Here is a 16,419-nt window from a genome sequence, read left to right as displayed (position 1 = left end):
CCAACTGTTAGGCTGCCCGGCTTCATCTTTCCGAGCCGCGCCTCATGTTGAAAGCCCTCACCTGGGCCACCGCCGCCCTGGCCGCCACCGCGGTCCAAGCTGCCGAACCCACGACCTACCAGCAGCCCTCCGCCGAGATCCGCGCGGTGCTGGACGCGCCGGCCCTGCCGGGCCATTCACTGTCACCCGACCAGCGCACGCTGGCCAGCATCGGCCTGCGGCGCTACCGCAGCGTCGCCGAGCTGGCCCGGCCCACCCTGGGCCTGGCGGGCTTGCGCATCGACGCCGCCGCCAACAGCCCGCAGCTGACGACCAACATCGAGACGATCTCGCTGCGCGAACTGGCCAACCCCGGCGCCGCCGAGCGCGTGGTCAAGCTGCCGGGGGGCGGCAGCTTCTCGGCACTGCGCTGGTCGCCGGACAGCCAACACTTCCTGCTCAATCGCCGCACCGCCAACGCCACCGAGCTGTGGGTAGGCGACGTGGCCACGGCCCAGATCCGCCAGCTCAAGGGCGTCAGGCTCAACACCGTCCTCGAAAGCGCCGTGGCCTGGGTCTCGCCTGACGAGATCATCGCGCTGACCGTGCCCGACAAGCGCGGCCCCGCTCCGGTCTTCGACGCGCCGAGCGGCCCCAGCATCCAGGAATCCATGGGCCGCACCTCGCCCGAGCGCACGCGGCAGGACCTGCTCAGGAACAGCCAGGACGACGCGCTGTTCAGCCACTACGCCAGCTCGGCGCTGCGCCGCATCAAGCTGTCGACCGGTGCCTCGCGCGAGATCGGCACGCCGGGCCTGTACAGCAGTCTCGAAGTCGTCGGCACCCAGGGCGCGCTGATCACCGAACGCTTGGTGCCGCCGTTCAGCTACCAGGTTACGTGGATGGACTTCGCCCGCCAGGTCGAGCTGCGTGATTTCAACGGCGGGCTGCTGCGGGACCTGGGCGCCGTCAAGCTCAAGGAGGGTGTGCCGGTCGAGGGCGTGATCACCGGCCCTCGCAACTTCTGGAGTTCTCCGCAGGCCGACGGCGCCGTCTACTGGGTCGAAGCCCTGGACGGCGGCGACCAGCGCAACAAGGTGCCGTTCCGCGACAAGCTGATGCGCCTGAACCCGCCCTACCAGGGCGAGGCCCGCGAGGTGCACCGCAGCGTGGGCCGCCTGGCGAGCCTGAGTTTCGTCGAGGCGGGTGACCGCGCCATCGTCTCGGACTTCGACCGCGACCGCCTCTGGATCGCCGCCGACCTGATCGCCCTGGACGGCTCGGCCAAGCCGCAGCGCCTGCAAGACCGCTCGCTGCGTGACCGCTACGGCGACCCGGGCCAGCCGTTGACGCGCGTGCTGCCCAATGGCCGCGCCGTCGCCCGCGTGGACGGTGGCGACCGCCTGCTGCTGGCCGGCGCGGGCGCCAGCAAGGAGGGCGACCTGCCCTTCATCGACAGCTACAGCCTCAAGGATGGCAAGGCCACGCGCCTGTTCCGCTCGGGCCCGACGCACTACGAGCGCCCCATCACGCTGCTGGACGGCGGCCGGCTGCTGACCAGCCGCGAAAGCGCCGCCGAGCCGCCCAACCTCGTGCTGCGCAGCGGCACCGGCTTCGAGCAGATGCAGGCCCTGACCCGCAACGTCGACCCCGCGCCGCAGCTGCGCGCGGTCAAGCGCGAGCTGGTCAAGTTCAAGCGCGCCGACGGCGTGGAGCTGTCGTTCTGGCTTTACCTGCCGCCCGACTTCCAGCCCGGCGAGCGCCGGCCGACGCTGGTCTGGGCCTACCCGCTGGAGTTCACCGACGCGTCCACGGCCGGCCAGGTCAGCGGCTCGGGCAGCCGCTTCGTCACGCTCGCGGGCACCAGCCCGGTCATGATGGCGCTGGATGGCTACGTCGTGCTGATGGACGCCACCATGCCCGTGGTGGGCGACCCGAAGACCGTCAACGACAGCTTCGTCGAGCAGATCACCGCCAACGCCAAGGCCATCATCGACAAGGCCACCGAACTGGGCGTCAGCGACCCGCAGCAGATGGTGGTGGGCGGCCACAGCTACGGCGCCTTCATGACGGCCAACCTGCTGGCCCACACCGACCTGTTCAAGGCCGGCATCGCCCGCAGCGGCGCCTACAACCGCAGCCTCGCGCCCTTCGGCTTCCAGAGCGAACGCCGCACCTACTGGGAGGCGCAGGACGTCTACCTGAAGCTGTCACCGTTCAACTACGCCGACAAGATCAAGGAGCCGCTGCTGCTGATCCACGGCGAGAGCGACGACAACCCCGGCACCTTCCCCATCCAGACTGCGCGCTTCTACCAGGCGCTGGCCGGCACCGGCGGCCAGGTGCGCTACGTGGTGCTGCCGCACGAGTCGCACGGCTACTCAGCGCGCGAATCCATCGGCCACACGTTGTGGGAGATGAGCGCCTGGATGAAACGCCAGACCCGCGATCCCAAGGCCCCTCGCCCAGGCACGCCGGGCTGAACGCCGGCGGGCCTGATCGGTCCCCCTGGGGGACGGCGATGCTTACGGCATTGAGCCGCAAGCACATCGCCATGACGGGCCGGCTTGGGAGCGGCCCGGCGCTCGGCCCGTGGGAATCAGCGCCGGGGCGGCGGGCCCCGGCGGCGCTGCGGGGCAGGTCGGGGTGGCGCCTTCAGGGGCCTCGAGACATCGGCGAGCATCAAGACCGCACTGACCAGACCTTCGACGGCCGCTTCCAGGTCGGTCGGCGGCTCCAGCGACTCGATCTCCTCCAGCAAGGTGTCGGCGTCTTCGAGATCGTCCGGGTCCAGGTGCAGATAGAGCGCCGCCAGCGGCTCCAGCAGCGGCTCCTCGGGCAGCTTCATCAGCGCCGGATGGGCGTCCAGCGCATGGGCAAAGCCGGCCACCCAGGGCAGCACCGTCTCGCTGGGGCTGGCGTCTTCGTCGAGCTCGAACACCCAGGGGTCGAACCACTGCCGGCCGACGATGGCGAGGTTGAGCTCCTTGTGGCGGCGGCGCAGCAGCGCAATGAGCTCGTCGTTGATGCGCGCCGGCAGCGGCCGACCCTCACTGTCCAGCAACGCAGGCAGCCAGCGCTCCAGCGGCACGGCCTCGGGCTGCAGCAGCACGCCGCAGAGGTAGCCGTCGGCCATGCTGACGTCCAGCGGCTCCAGTGGCGCGGGCAGCGCGTCCAGCAGAGCCTGCAGGCGCTCCAGGTCGGCTTCGGAGAGGGCTTGATCGACACGGTGCTGGGAGGCTGACATGGCCGGATTATCGGCAGCACGGCCCTTCCTTATCATCGACAGGAACCGACCGGGCATGCCCGGCGCAGCAGGGACCTGGATCGCCAATGAAAAGCCGTAGCGTTGCCGTCATCGTCGACGCCTGCTATCCCTACCACCGCGGTGTCATCTCCGGCGTGCTGGACGTGCTGGAAGCACGGGGCGTGGCCACCACGCTCTACGTTGGCAAGGAACTGGACACACCGGACTGGGGCCGCGGTCTGGCCAACGAGCTCTACAAGCAGATCGACCCCGGCCTGCATGACGGCACCCTGGTCCTGGCCTCCACGGTGGGCAAGTACGTGTCGGATGCCGAGCTGCTGCAGCGTCTCGCACACGTGTCGGCCAAGCCGCTGGTGTTGATGGCGCGCGATGTGGCCGGTGTCCCCCGCGTCGTGGTGGACGACCGGGCCGGCATGAAGCAGGTGATGGACCACCTGATCACCGCCTGCGGCCGTCGGCGCTTCGTGCTGATGAGCGGGTTGCGGGGCCATCCGGACTCCGAAACGCGCGAGCGGGCCGTGCGGGATGCACTGGCCGAGCACGGCATCGACCTGCCCGAGGACCATGTCGCCTACGGCGGGTTCTGGTCCGCCGATGCCCGCGACGGCATGCAGCGAATCGTTGACCGATCACGGGACTTCGATGCCGTCGTCTGCCTCAACGACCCCATGGCGTTTGCCGTCATCGAAGTGCTTCAACACGCCGGCATCCGCGTGCCGGAGGACGTGGCCGTGACTGGCTTCGACGACACGGTGGACGCGCAATTCAACATCCCGCCGCTGACGACGGTTCGACAGCCGCTGGAGAAGATCGGCCGCTGCGCCGCAGAGCATCTGCTGGACCTTGTGGAAGGCAGGGCGCCCACCGCCGAGCGGGTCGTGCTGGGCACGGAGCTGAGGGTGCGCCGTTCCTGCGGGGCGCCGGTGTCGCAGTGGCTGGGTGGGTTGATGAAACCGGAAGACGACGCGGATCAGCGGCCCATCTCGGCAGTCGAGGCGGAGCTGCTGCGTGCCGTGCGCGGCCCCGCCGAGGCCGCGGTCCTGCTGCATGAATGGCAGACCCGGCTGGCCGACGCCCTGGGCCGCGGCGCGGATCAGCAGTCGCTGCGAACCGACGTGGAGAAGGCCTCGGAACGTGTCGCGCGCTTGCTCGACGAAGCCGGCCGCAGCCGGTTGAACGCGCTGCTTGTGCAGATGTATCCCGTCTTCTCGGCGTTCGAGCACTTCGCCTACCGGCTCGGGCACTTTCATCAGTTGCGCCACGATCGTTTCGCCAGCGAGAACGTGGCCCTGCTCGGCAGCCGCGAAGACCTGCGCTCGGTGCTGGAAGGCTGCGCCTGGTACATCAAGAACCTCGGCCTGGTGAGGTACTTTCTGGCGACCTACGAGCCGGCCACCGCCGGCACGCGTCGGCTGGCGCGGTTGCGGCTCGCGTCGTCCACTGCGGCGCATGTCGACGACGAGGAGCCGTATCCCGCGTCCCAGCTGCTGCCGGATGGCCTGGCGCACGAGCTGGCAAGCGGCCATCTCTTCGTCTACCCGCTGTGCTGTGCGGATGGCGAATACGGCCTCATCCTCTTTGAGGCGCCGCGCGACTGGGACCTCGACCACGAGGGGTTCTCGGGCGCCCTCAGTGCTGCCCTGCATCAGCAACACCAGCGCTCGGCACTGGAAGCGCATGCGTCCGAACTGGAAGCGAAGGTGCGTCGGCGCACGGAACAGCTGGAACGCGAGGTCGACGTGCGTCGGCGCGCCGAGCAGGCGCTGGACGAAGCCAACGGGGAGTTGCGGCGGCTGGCCTTCATGGACGGGCTGACCGGCATTGCCAACCGGGCCGCATTCCAGCAGGCGATTGCCATGGAGGTGGCGCAGCACCAGCGCAGCGGGCTGCCGCTCGGGCTGATCCTGTGCGACGTGGACTTCTTCAAGCGCTACAACGACCACTATGGCCACCTGCAAGGTGACGAATGCCTGAGCCGCGTGGCGCAAGCCATGCAAGGCGCTGCTCGCCGGCCGCGCGACGTCGTCGCGCGCTATGGCGGCGAGGAGTTCGTGCTGCTCTTGCCGGAAACCGATGCGCAGGGCGTGCACAAGGTGGCCGACACCGTTCGCGAGGCAGTGGCCCGGCTTGAGATACCGCATGCAGACTCGGACGCGGCCGGGCACGTCACCATCAGCCTCGGTGCCATCAGCATCTGCCCCGCCCCGGGCACGACCAGCGGCATGCTGATCGACGCTGCGGACCAGGCGCTTTACCGGGCAAAAGCCGACGGTAGAAATCGGGCTGTGATGGGCAGCGGCACCTGACGCGGCGCGCTTGCTGATCGCCGTGAATATTGCCTGCCCGTGGCCGACCGAGCCTTCTAAAGTGGACTTCCCAACGACGCCCTCGACCTTGAGGGCTTGCAGACCCGGCAGCCCGCTGACCGGGTCTTTTTTTGCCCGCTGATCCGTTGAGATGCGGGCTGGATCCGTGTTTGATTCGGCTTTCGCGTGAAGGCTGTCTCACAGGTGGTAAGGCAACCATGCGCTCGCCGCAGGCTTGCCGGCCATACTGAAAACATGCCCTTCGCCGACCTCGCGCTGCGCTTCGACCCCGGCGTCGTCGTGCTGTCCTACCTCACCGCTGCGTTCGCTTCCTTCGTGGCGCTGGACCTGGCGCAGCGGGTGCGCACGCCCGACAAGACGAGCGCGCGCGTCTGGTGGATCGCCGGCTCACTGTCCATGGGCAGCGGCATCTGGGCCATGCACTTCATCGGCATGCTGGCGTTGCGCCTGCCCTTCCTGGTGGGCTACGACGCCGCCATCACCGCCCTGAGCTGGCTGGCCGCCGTGGCCGTGTCGGCCATCGCGCTGCGCGTGGCCGCGTTGGACCAGCTGACGCCCAAACGCCTGGCGCTGGGCGCCGTCAGCATGGGCGCGGGCATCTGCGGCATGCACTACACCGGCATGGCCGCCCTCGTGCTGGCGCCCGGCATCCGCTGGAACTGGACGCTGGTGGCCGCCTCCGCCGCCGTGGCCACCGGTGCCGCCGCCGCCGCTCTCCTCATCTTCTTCCTGTTGCGACGGCTGAGCGCCGCCCAGGCCCGCTGGGGCCAGCTCGCGGCCGCCCTCGTCATGGGCGCCGCCGTGGCCGGCATGCACTACACCGGCATGGCCGCCGCCGGTATCGCCGAGGGCAGCGTCTGCCTGAGCGCCAATTCGCTGGGCGGTGACAACCTGACCACGCTGGTGGCCGGCGCCACGCTGGCCCTGCTGCTGCTGACGCTGTTCACCTCCAACCTCGACGACCGGGTGCGCCGCCGCGCCAGCGTGCTCAAGCAGTCGCTGCGCGCGGCCACGACCGAACTGGCCGAGCAGGCGCTACGCGACCCGCTGACCGGCCTGGCCAACCGCCAGCTGCTGGACGACCGCATCAGCCACGCCATCGCGCGCAGCCGGCGCGACGGCTCGGGCGTGGCGCTGCTGATGCTCAACCTGGACGGCTTCAAGCCGGTCAACGACTCCTTCGGCCATGCCGTCGGCGACGCCGTGCTGCGCCAGGTGGCGAACCGGCTGCAGGCACAGGCGCGGGGCCACGACACGCTGGCCCGCATCGGCGCCGACGAGTTCGTGCTGCTGATCGAAGGCGAATCCGCTGAAGGCGTACTCGCCCAGATCGCGCAGCGCCTGCTGGAATCGCTGGGCGTGCCCATGTCGGTGAACCTCGGGGCCCACGGCCAGGTCAGCCAGATCAATCAGTTGCTGCGGCTGTCGGCCTCCATCGGCATCGCCCTGCACACCGGCCCGGACATCCCCAGCCGCGCCCTCATCGCCCAGGCCGACTCGGCCGCCCAGGCCGCCAAGCGCGGCGGTGGCAATGGCTTCGCCTTTTTCGAGGCCCACATGCAGGACGGCGTGCGCGACCAGCTCGAGCTGGCCCGCGACCTGCGCGGCGCGCTGGAGGACGGCGGCGCCGGCCTGAGCCTGCACTACCAGCCCAAGGTGGCCGGCGACACCGCGCGCGTGCTCGGCGTCGAGGCCCTGCTGCGCTGGCAGCACCCCAGGCGGGGCCCCATCGGCCCGAACAACTTCATCCCGGTCGCGGAGCGCTTCGGCATCATCATTCCACTGGGCGACTGGGTCATCGACGAGGCCTGCCGCCAGATCGCGGAATGGCGCGACCAGGGTCTGAAGCTGCGCGTTGCCATCAACTTGTCCGTGCAGCAGCTGCGCCAGCCGGAGGCGCTGCTGCAGCGGCTGCAGCAGGCGCTGCAGCGCCATCACCTGGACGCCTCGCAACTGAGCTGCGAGATCACCGAATCCGTCGCCATGGAAGACGCCGCCGCCACCGAGCGCACGTTGCAGCGCCTGGGTGCCCTGGGGGTGAGCCTGTCCATCGACGACTTCGGCACCGGCTATTCCAGCCTGTCCTATTTGCGCCGCCTGCCGGTGTCGCAGCTCAAGATCGACCGCAGCTTCATCCAGGACCTGGAGACCAGCGCCGACGCCCGTGCCATCGTCAATGCCGTCATCGAACTGGCCCATGCGCTGGGGCTGGAGGTGGTGGCCGAGGGCGTGGAGACCGAGGGCCAGGCCGAGGTGCTGCGCGCCAAGCACTGCGACAAGCTGCAGGGCTTCTTCTTTGCGCGCCCCATGCCGGCTGCGGCGCTGGCCAAATGGGCCATGGGCCCGCAGGAAGCGGATGCGCGGGTGGACTTCAGCGACTCGCTGTTCGCGGAAGCCCGCTAGGGCCTGCTGACACCTAGACCGCCATGCGCTCCGGCGCGACGTAGAAGCGCCGAAACGCCTCGAAGTCCAGCGTGTCGGCCGCCTCGATGCGGGCCTGCTCGGCGAGCGAATCGGCCGCCATCTTCTCGAAGCGCTGCTGCAGCGCCTCGCTGAAAGGCAGGGCCAGCAGCTGCGCGCGGGTGGCGTCGCTCTGGCGGCGGATGAAGCCGACGTGGCTGTCATCGAAGTCCTGGTCCATCACCGCGAGCACGCGCGCCGACGGACACAGCTCGGGCCGCTGCAGGCGCTCGGCCACGCGCCTGAGCGCGCTGCGGTAGGCGTTGCCGCCGTGGGCTGCATCCAGCGCCTCGGCATGCGCGGCGCAGCCGGCCAGGATCTCGCCGGCCCAGTCCTGCAGGCTGCGCTCGCCGCCCTGCCAGTGCTCCAGCTTCAGCCCCGGCTCGCGGCCGCGTGCGGCCACTCGGTGCTGGTTGCGCGCGTTGGCGGCGATCTCGTCGGGTGTGTCCTGGGGGCTTTCGCTGTGCAGGCAATGCAGCAGGAAGGCATCCAGCACGCGGATGGCGTCGGCGCCGATGCCGACGGGCTCGAAGGGGTCCAGGTCCATCAGCCGCACCTCGATGTATTCGACACCGCGCTCGCGCAGCGCATGCAGCGGCCGCTCGCCGGAGCGGATCACGCGCTTGGCGCGGATGGTGCTGTAGAACTCGTTCTCGATCTGCAGCAGGCTGGTGGAGAGCTGGTTGTAGTCGCCGCCGGGCGTCTGCACGCCGATGGCTTCATAGGCCGGGTAGGGCCGGCTCAGCGCCTCCTGCAGCGAGGCGGCGTAGCTTTCCAGGCAGTTGTAGGTCACGGCGATGCTGGCCTGCGCATCGCTCTGGTAACCCAGGCGGCCCATGCGCAGCGATGTGGCGTGCGGCAGGTAGAGGCTGTGGTCGGACAGGCGCTGCAGGCCGTGCTCGCGGCCGGCGACGAAGCTGTCGCACAGCGCCGGGCTGGCGCCGAAGAGATACAGCAGCAGCCAGCCGTCGCGGCGGAAGTTGCGGATGGCGCCGAAGTAGCCGTCGGTGGACACGCCCGGCAGCGACCAGTTGTAGTGGATGCCCGAAATCGTCTGCATGCGCCGGCCATAGCGCTGGCCCAGGCCCATGCGGTAGATGCTCTTGGCACGGCCGACATTGCTGCTGCCGTAGCGGCCCAGCGGGATGGTCTCGTCGGTCGGCAGGCCGCAGGGCATGGAGCTGACCCACAGGCGCTCGTCGGCCAGCGCGCGGTAGACGGCCTGGTGGATCTCGGTGAGTTCGCGCAGGCAGTCTTCGACGCCGGCATGCACCCCGGTGATGAGCTCGACCTGGGACTCGCTGAAATCGGTGGTGATGTGCGGGTGGGTCAGCGCCGAGCCGAGGGCGATCGGGTGCGGCGTCAGCGCCAGGCCGCCGCCGGGCATTGCGCGCAGGCTTTCCTTCTCGATGCCGCGGCGGATGCCGAGCAGAGTCTCTTTGTTGTTCATGGCGTCCTGGGACCGCTAGCTGGGCCGGAACGGTATCAGAACGGCCCGGGCCTGTTTGCGCTATGGGAATCGGCGCGGCCGTGGCTCAGACAGGCCCTACAGCTGGCCGGGCGCGTCCATGTCGGCCTGACTGGGCCTCAGGTCATGCTCGCCGGCCTGGATGCCGTCGTGGTGGCTGAGGTAGAGCGACACGTCGTAACGCTCCAGCCAGCCGACGGCGTTGAGGCGGTCCAGCACCGGGCCCTTGACCTCGGAGAAGGCCAGCTTCAGGCCCTCGCCCGCCAGCGCCGCATGCAGCTCCTGCAGCGCGGTCAGCCCCGACACGTCGATGTGGTTGACGGGCGCCATCAGCAGCAGCACGCGGCGGGGCTCGCCGACGCTGGCGCGGTGCTCGCGCACATGGCCCAGCACGACGTCGACCAGGCCGCGTGCGTTGGTGAACACCAGGCTCTCGTCGATGCGCAGGCCGACCACCTCCGGCTGGCATTCCACCGCGTAGCGCGCCAGGTTGCGGTAGTGCTGGGTGCCCGGCAGGCGGCCGATGCGGGCGACATGGGGCCGCGCGGTGCGCTGGATCAGCAGCGCCACGGAGCCGACGACGCCGATGGCCAGCGCCGCGCCGACGCTCCACAGCAGCACGGTCGCCGTGACGACCGCCATCAGGAACCCTTCGGCCCGTGCATAGCGCCAGGCCTCAGCGTAGGGCCGCAGCGTGAAGCCGCCCAGCACGGCAACGATGATGACCGCCGCCAGCACCGGCTTGGGGCAGTGGGCCAGCGGCCCGGCCAGCAGCAACATGGCCAGGGCCATGAAGGCGGCGACGAAGACCAGCGTCCAGCGGCTTTGCGAACCGGCCTCGTGCAGCAGGATGCTGCGCGAGAAGCTGCCCGCCACCGGCATGCCGCCACTCAGCGACGCGACCAGGTTGGCCGCTGCCAGGCCGCGCAGCTCGGCGGCGGGCAGCAGCTTCTCGCCCCGGCGCTGGGCGAGCGACTCGGACACCGCCAGGCTGGACACGAAGGCCATCAGCGCCACCAGCGCCGCAGCCGGCAACAGATGCAGCCACAGCGCCGCCTCCAGCTGGGGCAGGCCCATCGGCAGGGCCAGCGACGGCAGCGCGCCGACCTGTGCCACGCCGTCGGCAGCCGGCGTCCATGCCGACAGCGCCATCGCTGCCACCAGCAGCAGCAGCGGCGCCAGGCGCGCCAGCAGCCGGGGGCCGCTGCGCCGCGACAGCAGCAGCAGCGCCAGCGCTGCCACGCCCCAGGCCGCGCTGGCCATGCCAAAGCCGCCCTGCCGGGCCGACGCGACCAGGTCGGGCAGCGTGAAACCCGCCGCCGCACTGCCCAGCAGCACGGGCAGTTGCCCGGCCGCGATCGTCAGCGTGGCGCCGGTCTCGAAGCCCCGCAGCGCCGGCACCGACAGCAGGCTGGACAGTGCATCCAGCCGCAGCAGCGCCGCCGCCGCGAGCAGCAAGCCCACCTCGGCGGCCAGCACCAGCGCGCCGTCCTCCGGCGTCACACCGGCCGGCAGGCCGTGCAGTGCCTGGGCAATCATCAGCGCCAGCACCGCCACCGGGCCCAGGCCCAGCACGGGGCTGGAACCCAGGGCTGCGTAGGCCAGCAGCGGCAGCAGGCTGGCGTAAAGCCCCACCTGCGGCGGCAGGCCGGCCAGCATCGCGTAGGCCAGGCTCTGCGGGATGAGCAGCACGGCGACGACGGCGCCGGCCATCAGATCGGCGCGCCAGGTCGCCTTCATGGCCTCAACGATCCACTTTCACGCCGGACAGTTGCACGACGCGTGCCCATTTCGCCGTTTCGGCGGCAATCAGCGCGGCGAACTCCGGCCCGCCGCTGCCATGCACGAGCAGGCCGCGGGCCGTCATGCGCTCGCGCACCGCCGGGATGGTCAGCGCACTGACGCTGTCGCGCTGCAGCCGCGCGAGCTGCTCGGCGGGCTGGCTGCTGGGCGTGAGCAGGCCGATCCAGGCGCTCGCCTCGTAGCCCTTCAGCGCCGGGCCGCCGGCCTCTTCCACCGTCGGCAGGTCGGGCATGCCGGGGCTGCGCCGGGAGCTGGTCACGGCCAGCGCCAGCAGCTTGCCGGCGCGGATCTGCGGCAGCGCCGAGGGCAGGGAGTCGAACATCAGGTCCATGTTGCCGGCAATGACGTCCTGCTGCGCCGAGGCCGCGCTGCGGTAGGGGAAATGCAGCATGTAGGTCTGGGTCAGCCGCTTGAACAGCTCGCCGGCCAGGTGGGTCGGGTTGCCATTGCCGCTGGAGGCAATGTGCAGCCGCCCCGGCTGGTGGGTGGCGGCGTGCACGAGGTCGGGCAGGCGGCGCACGCCCAGCGCCTGCGCCACGGCCGGGTTCATGACCAGCACCAGCGGCACCGTCGCGACCAGGCTGATGGGCGAGAAGTCCTTCACCGCGTCGTAGGGCAGGCGGCGCGACAGCAGCGGGTTGATGGCATGCGTGCCGACGCTGCCCATCAGCAGCGTGTGGCCGTCGCTGGCGCTGGCAACCTCGGCCGTGCCGATGTTGCCGTCGGCGCCGGGGCGGTTGTCGATGAGAACGGGCTGGCCCAGGCTCCGGTGCAGCTCGGGCGCCAGCAGCCGCGCGGCGATGTCGCTGGCGCCGCCGGCCGGGTAGGGCACGACGATGCGCAGCGGCTTGGTGGGCCAGGCGGCACCACCCGGCTGAGCGGATGCGCCGCTGCTGGCCAGCCAGAGCAGCAAGGCGCGGCGTTGCAGGATCGCATTCGTCATGCCGCGGGTCCCAGCAGCACGTTCAACCGCACCTGGCCGTGCATGCAGGCGGCGTCGAAGTCCTGCAGGATGGCGGCCAGCGTGTCGGCGTCGGGCGCCTCGACGGCGGCGATGCCGACGCCACGGTTGCGGCCCTCGGCCTTGGCCTTGTAGAGCACCATGTCGGCCCAGTTGACCGCCTGCTCCCAGTGCAGGCGCAGGCCGGCGCCAGCGCCGCCAGACCCTCCGAGCGGGAAGCTGGCGAAGCCGATGGACGCGGTGATGCGCAGCGCGCCCTCGGGCGTGTCTATCGTCGCGCCGCCGATGCCGTTCAGCACGCGCGCCGCCATCTGGGCCAGGTCGGCGTTGGGCAGCTCGGGGGCGAAGACGAGGAACTCCTCGCCGCCCCAGCGCACGACGAGGTCGCTGTCGCGCACGGCGGCGCGGATGCGGCGGCCCACTTCGACGATGACGGCGTCCCCGGCCGCATGGCCATGCTCGTCGTTGACGTTCTTGAAGTGATCGATGTCGATCATCATCAGCGCGCCGCGGAAGCCCTCGGCGCCGGCCTGGCGGGCGCGCGGCTCCATGACGGCGAGGAAGTGGCGGCGGTTGGACAGGTCGGTCAGCGGGTCGCGCTCGCTCTGGGCGCGCAGCAGATGCTGGTTGGCCGTCAGCCGCGCCTGGGCACGGCGCATGCGCAGCAGCGTGAGGCCGATCAGCGCGATGGACAGCAGCAGCAGCGCGCCGACGGCGGCGCCGACCTTCTGCGCCAGCCGGCCGTTCTCCAGCTGCTGGTCCTTGAGCTGGCCGTCGCGGGCCAGCAGGTCCAGGTCGCGCTGCTTGGCGGTGGTGTCGTACTTGCGGCGCAGCTCTTCGAGCGCCGCGGAGCGGTTGCGTTCATTGGCGCGGGCGTTCAGTTCGCGCTCGCCGTGGAAGGCGGCCAGCGCCTCCTTGTGCTGGCCGGCCTCGGCCCAGGTGTCGCCCAGCTCACGCAGCTCACGAGCTCGCGGCACGAATTCGGACGGGTCGACGGCGATCTCGGCCACCCTGGCGAGCTCGTGGCGGGCGGCGTCGAACTGGTGCAGCTTGATGTGGGCGACGGCCAGGTTGTGGTGCAGGCCGCGCTCCTGCAGGCGATCGCGGAAGCGCTGCAGCACGGGCAGCGCACGCTGTCCGGCGGCCTGGGCCTCCTTCAGCAGGCCCAGGTGCATGTAGGCGTCGACGAGGTTGGAGCGCAGCTGGGCCGCGAGGTGAGGCGCGTTGGCCTGCTCGGCGAGCGCGAGGCCGGCCTCCAGTGCGGCGCGTGCGGCGGCCACGTCCTTGGAGCGACGCTCCACGACCGCTTCGTAGTTGCGCACGCGCGCGCCGGTCACGGGGTCACCCTGGGCCTCGACGAGAGCAGCGCGGATCTCGGCGCGGGCGGCGTCGATCTGCTCCTGGAACTGCAGCATGACGGCGAGCTGCCCCAGGCTGAGGGCGATCAGGTGCTTGTCGCCGCCCGCGCGGGCCAGCGCCAGCGCACGGCGCGCACCGGCCTCGGCGGCGACAAAGGCGCCTTGCGCGCCCTGCTCGCGCACCTGCATGCGCAAGGCCTCCCAGACGGCGCGGAAGTCGCAGCCCAGCTCGCGCATGGCGCGGGCCTCGTCGCCCGCGGGGCATTGCTTCTCCAGGCCGGACAGCGCCCGCGCCGCCAGGGTGCCGGCCGGCTTGCCCGCGCGTTCCTGGATGAGGGCGCGCAGCAGCCAGCTGCGGTCCACGCCGTCCTGGCGCGGCATCAGCTGCACGGCGACGTTGTCGGCCGCATCGGCCTGGCCGGCGGCAAGCAGCACGCGACCGCGCGCGAACAGCCAGGCGGCCTCGCGCGCCGGCGTGGCGCCGGCGGGCCAGCGCTTGTCCAGCTCGGCCAGCATGGCGCTGGGGTCGTCGTAGGCGCGCCGCGTGATGGTGGCCAGCAGTGCGTGATCCGCCGCCAGGTCATCGGCCGGCGACGCACCCGCCGTGGCGGCGAGCAGGGCCAGCGCGAGCAGGGCGGCCTTCATGCGCTCGCCGCCCTGGCCACGCTGGGGCCGCTGAGCGCCGTCAGGCCCACCAGGCCCTCGCTCCAGGCGGCCTCCAGGCGCGCCGTCAGCTGGGCCGCTGCGATGGCGTCGGTGGCATGGATGCGGTCGACGCCATAGGCCTTGTTGCGGCCGTGGGCCTTGGCCAGGTACATGGCGGTGTCGACCAGGTCGATGGCGCGCTCCCACGGCAGGCGCAGGCCGTGCGGCGGCACTGGCAGGTTGACGAAGCCGATGGACGCGGTGACGGGGATGCGGCGACCTTCGTGCACCACTGGCTGGCCACCGACGAGGTCGAGCATGCGCTGGGCGAGCTGCGGTGCGAACAGGGCCTCGCGGGTGCGGGCGATGATGAGGAACTCCTCGCCGCCCCAGCGCACGACGAGGTCGCCGTCGCGAACCGCCTGTTGCAGGCGTCGCGCCATCTCGATGAGCACGGCATCGCCCGCGGCGTGTCCGAAGCCGTCGTTGATGCGCTTGAAGTGGTCGACGTCGATGAGGAAGAGGCTGGCGGTCAGGCCGTCGGGGCCGGCCAGGCCCTTGATGACGGACTGGAAGTGGCGGCGGTTGGCCAGGCCGGTCAGCGGGTCGGTCTCGCTCTGGCTCTTCAGCGAGGCATTGCTCTGCACCAGCGCCTGGTTGGTGCGACGCACGCGGCGGAAGGCCTGCCAGAGCAGGCCCAGCGACACCAGCACGCAGCCGCCCAGCGCCGCCCACAGCATGCCGGCGAGGTTGCGCTGGTGGACCTGTTCGGCCTTCAGCGCGTTGTCGCGGTTCAGCAGTTCGATGTCGCGGGCGCGCTGCTCGGCGTCCTGGCGCTCCTGCGCCTCGATCAGCAGCTTGCGGGTCTCGTCGCGCAGCACGCGGTCGACCAGGCGGCGGTGCTCGCGCCAGGCGGCCACGGCGCCACCCAGGTCGCCGGCGCGCTCCAGGTAGTCGGCCAGCTCCTTCCAGCCGTCGGAGGCATAGGCAATGGCGCCCTGCTGCTCGTCCAGCGCGATGGCGGCGCTGGTCTCGCGGCGGCCCTCGGCCACGCGGCCCAGCGCGATCTTGGCCAGGCCGATGTTGGAGCGGGCCACGGTCTCGGCGCCGAGGTTGCGCGTGGCGCGGGCCAGCGGCAGGGCCTGCTCGGCCAGCTCCAGCGCCCGCGCCGGGCGGCCTTGGCGCAGGTGGTAGTCGGCAAAGTTGGCCAGGCCCAGGGCGCGCACGGAGTCGGCGCCGGCGGCGGCGGCCTGCTCCAGCGCGTCGGCGTTGGACTGAAGCGTGATGCTGGTGTCGCTGTCGTCCGAGTGGACGATGCCGCGCATCGCATACACCTGGTTCAGCGTCATCGGGTCGGGGTCCTTCAACGCCTCGGCCAGGGCCTGGGCAGCGAGCTGGCGGGCACGGGCCGGCGTGTCGGCGCGCAGCGTCGTGAAGGACAGGTCGGCGAGCGAAAGCGCGATGCGCCAGACCTGGCCGGTCTGCTGGGCCACGCGCAGCGCCATGTGGCCCTCGGTCAGCGCGGTGTCCAGCTCGCCGGAGTCGCCGCTGACGGCGGCGACCAGGCCATGGTGGCGCCAGCGAAAGGCCGGGCCGGCCGCGTTGAGCTGCGCGGCGTCTATGCCGGTGAGCAGCTTGCGGGCCTCGCGCAGGTCACCCTGCGCGCGCAGGTATTCGGCGCCGATGTTGGCCGCGGCGACGCGGGCGTCCGCCTGGCGCTCGCCGGCCGGCCAGTCGCGCAGCTGCTGGGTGAGCTTGTCGCTGAGCTCGCGGTCGCGCGCCATGGCGGCGAGCAGACCGCGCAGGGCCAGGACGTCGACATGGGCCGGGCTTGCGGCGGGCAGGGCCTTGGCACGCTCGCGCAGCTCCTGCTCATAGACAGCCGGTTTGGCGCGGGCGGCGCGCTCGATGCGCTCGAGCTCGCGTGCCAGGCCGGCGTCGCCATGCCCGCTGCTGGCGGCGGGGACCGAGGCCGCGGCGGCAGGCGATGCGGCCGGGTGACCCCCTTCGCCCGGCGAACAGGCGGCAAGCAGCAGCGCGACCACGGCGGCCAGCGCGGTGGTCAGCGTCGATGAAGGGGCCTGGATTCGGTAGGTCACGGCGGCGGGAACGGGAACTTATGGTTCCGAACCGCTCATTTCATCGCGGTT

The 16,419-nt window shown here is 71.3% G+C and carries 9 protein-coding genes; 3 read left to right on the top strand and 6 right to left on the bottom strand.

From position 1 onward, the window contains the following. Positions 1-44: 44 nt before the first annotated feature. Entirely contained in the window at positions 45-2,462 is a 2,418-nt protein-coding gene (locus AC0IZJ_RS18340; RefSeq protein ID WP_471852657.1) for an alpha/beta hydrolase family protein, read from the top strand. 116 nt (positions 2,463-2,578) lie between these two features. On the opposite strand, the gene AC0IZJ_RS18335 is transcribed toward AC0IZJ_RS18340, so the two are convergent. Continuing rightward, entirely contained in the window at positions 2,579-3,226 is a 648-nt protein-coding gene (locus AC0IZJ_RS18335) for a YecA/YgfB family protein (RefSeq protein ID WP_471852655.1), read from the bottom strand. Between the two features lie 86 nt (positions 3,227-3,312). On the opposite strand from AC0IZJ_RS18335, the gene AC0IZJ_RS18330 reads away from it, so the two are divergent. Further along, a complete protein-coding gene (locus AC0IZJ_RS18330) occupies positions 3,313-5,553 on the top strand; it encodes a diguanylate cyclase domain-containing protein (RefSeq protein ID WP_471852653.1) in 2,241 nt (746 codons plus the stop codon). A gap of 255 nt (positions 5,554-5,808) precedes the next feature. Further along, positions 5,809-7,977, top strand: a complete 2,169-nt coding sequence (locus AC0IZJ_RS18325) for a putative bifunctional diguanylate cyclase/phosphodiesterase (RefSeq protein WP_471852651.1) — start codon at positions 5,809-5,811, stop codon at positions 7,975-7,977. Positions 7,978-7,990: 13 nt separating this feature from the next. Here the strand turns inward: AC0IZJ_RS18325 and gshA are convergent, their stop codons facing one another. The 5 genes from gshA to AC0IZJ_RS18300 all read right to left on the bottom strand — a co-directional run bounded on the left by gshA (position 7,991) and on the right by AC0IZJ_RS18300 (position 16,368). Then, the gene (gene gshA, locus AC0IZJ_RS18320) at positions 7,991-9,484 is read right to left on the bottom strand and encodes a glutamate--cysteine ligase (protein ID WP_471852649.1); all 1,494 of its coding nucleotides are present in this window, start codon (positions 9,482-9,484) and stop codon (positions 7,991-7,993) included. Between the two features lie 96 nt (positions 9,485-9,580). Beyond that, positions 9,581-11,242 carry a SulP family inorganic anion transporter gene (locus tag AC0IZJ_RS18315; RefSeq protein WP_471852647.1) on the bottom strand — a complete coding sequence of 554 codons (1,662 nt, stop codon included), beginning with the start codon at positions 11,240-11,242 and terminating at the stop codon, positions 9,581-9,583. A gap of 4 nt (positions 11,243-11,246) precedes the next feature. Then, a complete protein-coding gene (locus AC0IZJ_RS18310) occupies positions 11,247-12,248 on the bottom strand; it encodes a Bug family tripartite tricarboxylate transporter substrate binding protein (RefSeq protein WP_471852645.1) in 1,002 nt (333 codons plus the stop codon). Next, positions 12,245-14,269 (bottom strand): GGDEF domain-containing protein, encoded by a 2,025-nt coding sequence (locus AC0IZJ_RS18305; protein ID WP_471852643.1) that lies wholly within the window; start codon positions 14,267-14,269, stop codon positions 12,245-12,247. The genes AC0IZJ_RS18310 and AC0IZJ_RS18305 overlap by 4 nt, the downstream gene beginning before the upstream one ends. Beyond that, positions 14,266-16,368: a GGDEF domain-containing protein gene (locus tag AC0IZJ_RS18300; protein WP_471852641.1), complete on the bottom strand. Its 2,103-nt coding sequence runs from the start codon at positions 16,366-16,368 to the stop codon at positions 14,266-14,268. The genes AC0IZJ_RS18305 and AC0IZJ_RS18300 overlap by 4 nt, the downstream gene beginning before the upstream one ends. Between the last annotated feature and the right edge of the window lie 51 nt (positions 16,369-16,419).

It is taken from the genome of Roseateles sp. AC306 (assembly GCF_979253795.1).
This window is presented reverse-complemented; position numbering and strand designations above follow the sequence as displayed.

Excerpts from the sequence above, each read along its gene's own strand:
- AC0IZJ_RS18340 (WP_471852657.1), top strand. The coding sequence starts at position 45 with ATGTTGAAAGCCCTCACCTGGGCCACCGCCGCCCTGGCCGCCACCGCG.
- AC0IZJ_RS18305 (WP_471852643.1), bottom strand. The coding sequence starts at position 14,269 with ATGAAGGCCGCCCTGCTCGCGCTGGCCCTGCTCGCCGCCACGGCGGGT.
- AC0IZJ_RS18325 (WP_471852651.1), top strand. The coding sequence starts at position 5,809 with ATGCCCTTCGCCGACCTCGCGCTGCGCTTCGACCCCGGCGTCGTCGTG.
- gshA (WP_471852649.1), bottom strand. The coding sequence starts at position 9,484 with ATGAACAACAAAGAGACTCTGCTCGGCATCCGCCGCGGCATCGAGAAG.
- AC0IZJ_RS18315 (WP_471852647.1), bottom strand. The coding sequence starts at position 11,242 with ATGAAGGCGACCTGGCGCGCCGATCTGATGGCCGGCGCCGTCGTCGCC.
- AC0IZJ_RS18330 (WP_471852653.1), top strand. The coding sequence starts at position 3,313 with ATGAAAAGCCGTAGCGTTGCCGTCATCGTCGACGCCTGCTATCCCTAC.
- AC0IZJ_RS18310 (WP_471852645.1), bottom strand. The coding sequence starts at position 12,248 with ATGACGAATGCGATCCTGCAACGCCGCGCCTTGCTGCTCTGGCTGGCC.
- AC0IZJ_RS18335 (WP_471852655.1), bottom strand. The coding sequence starts at position 3,226 with ATGTCAGCCTCCCAGCACCGTGTCGATCAAGCCCTCTCCGAAGCCGAC.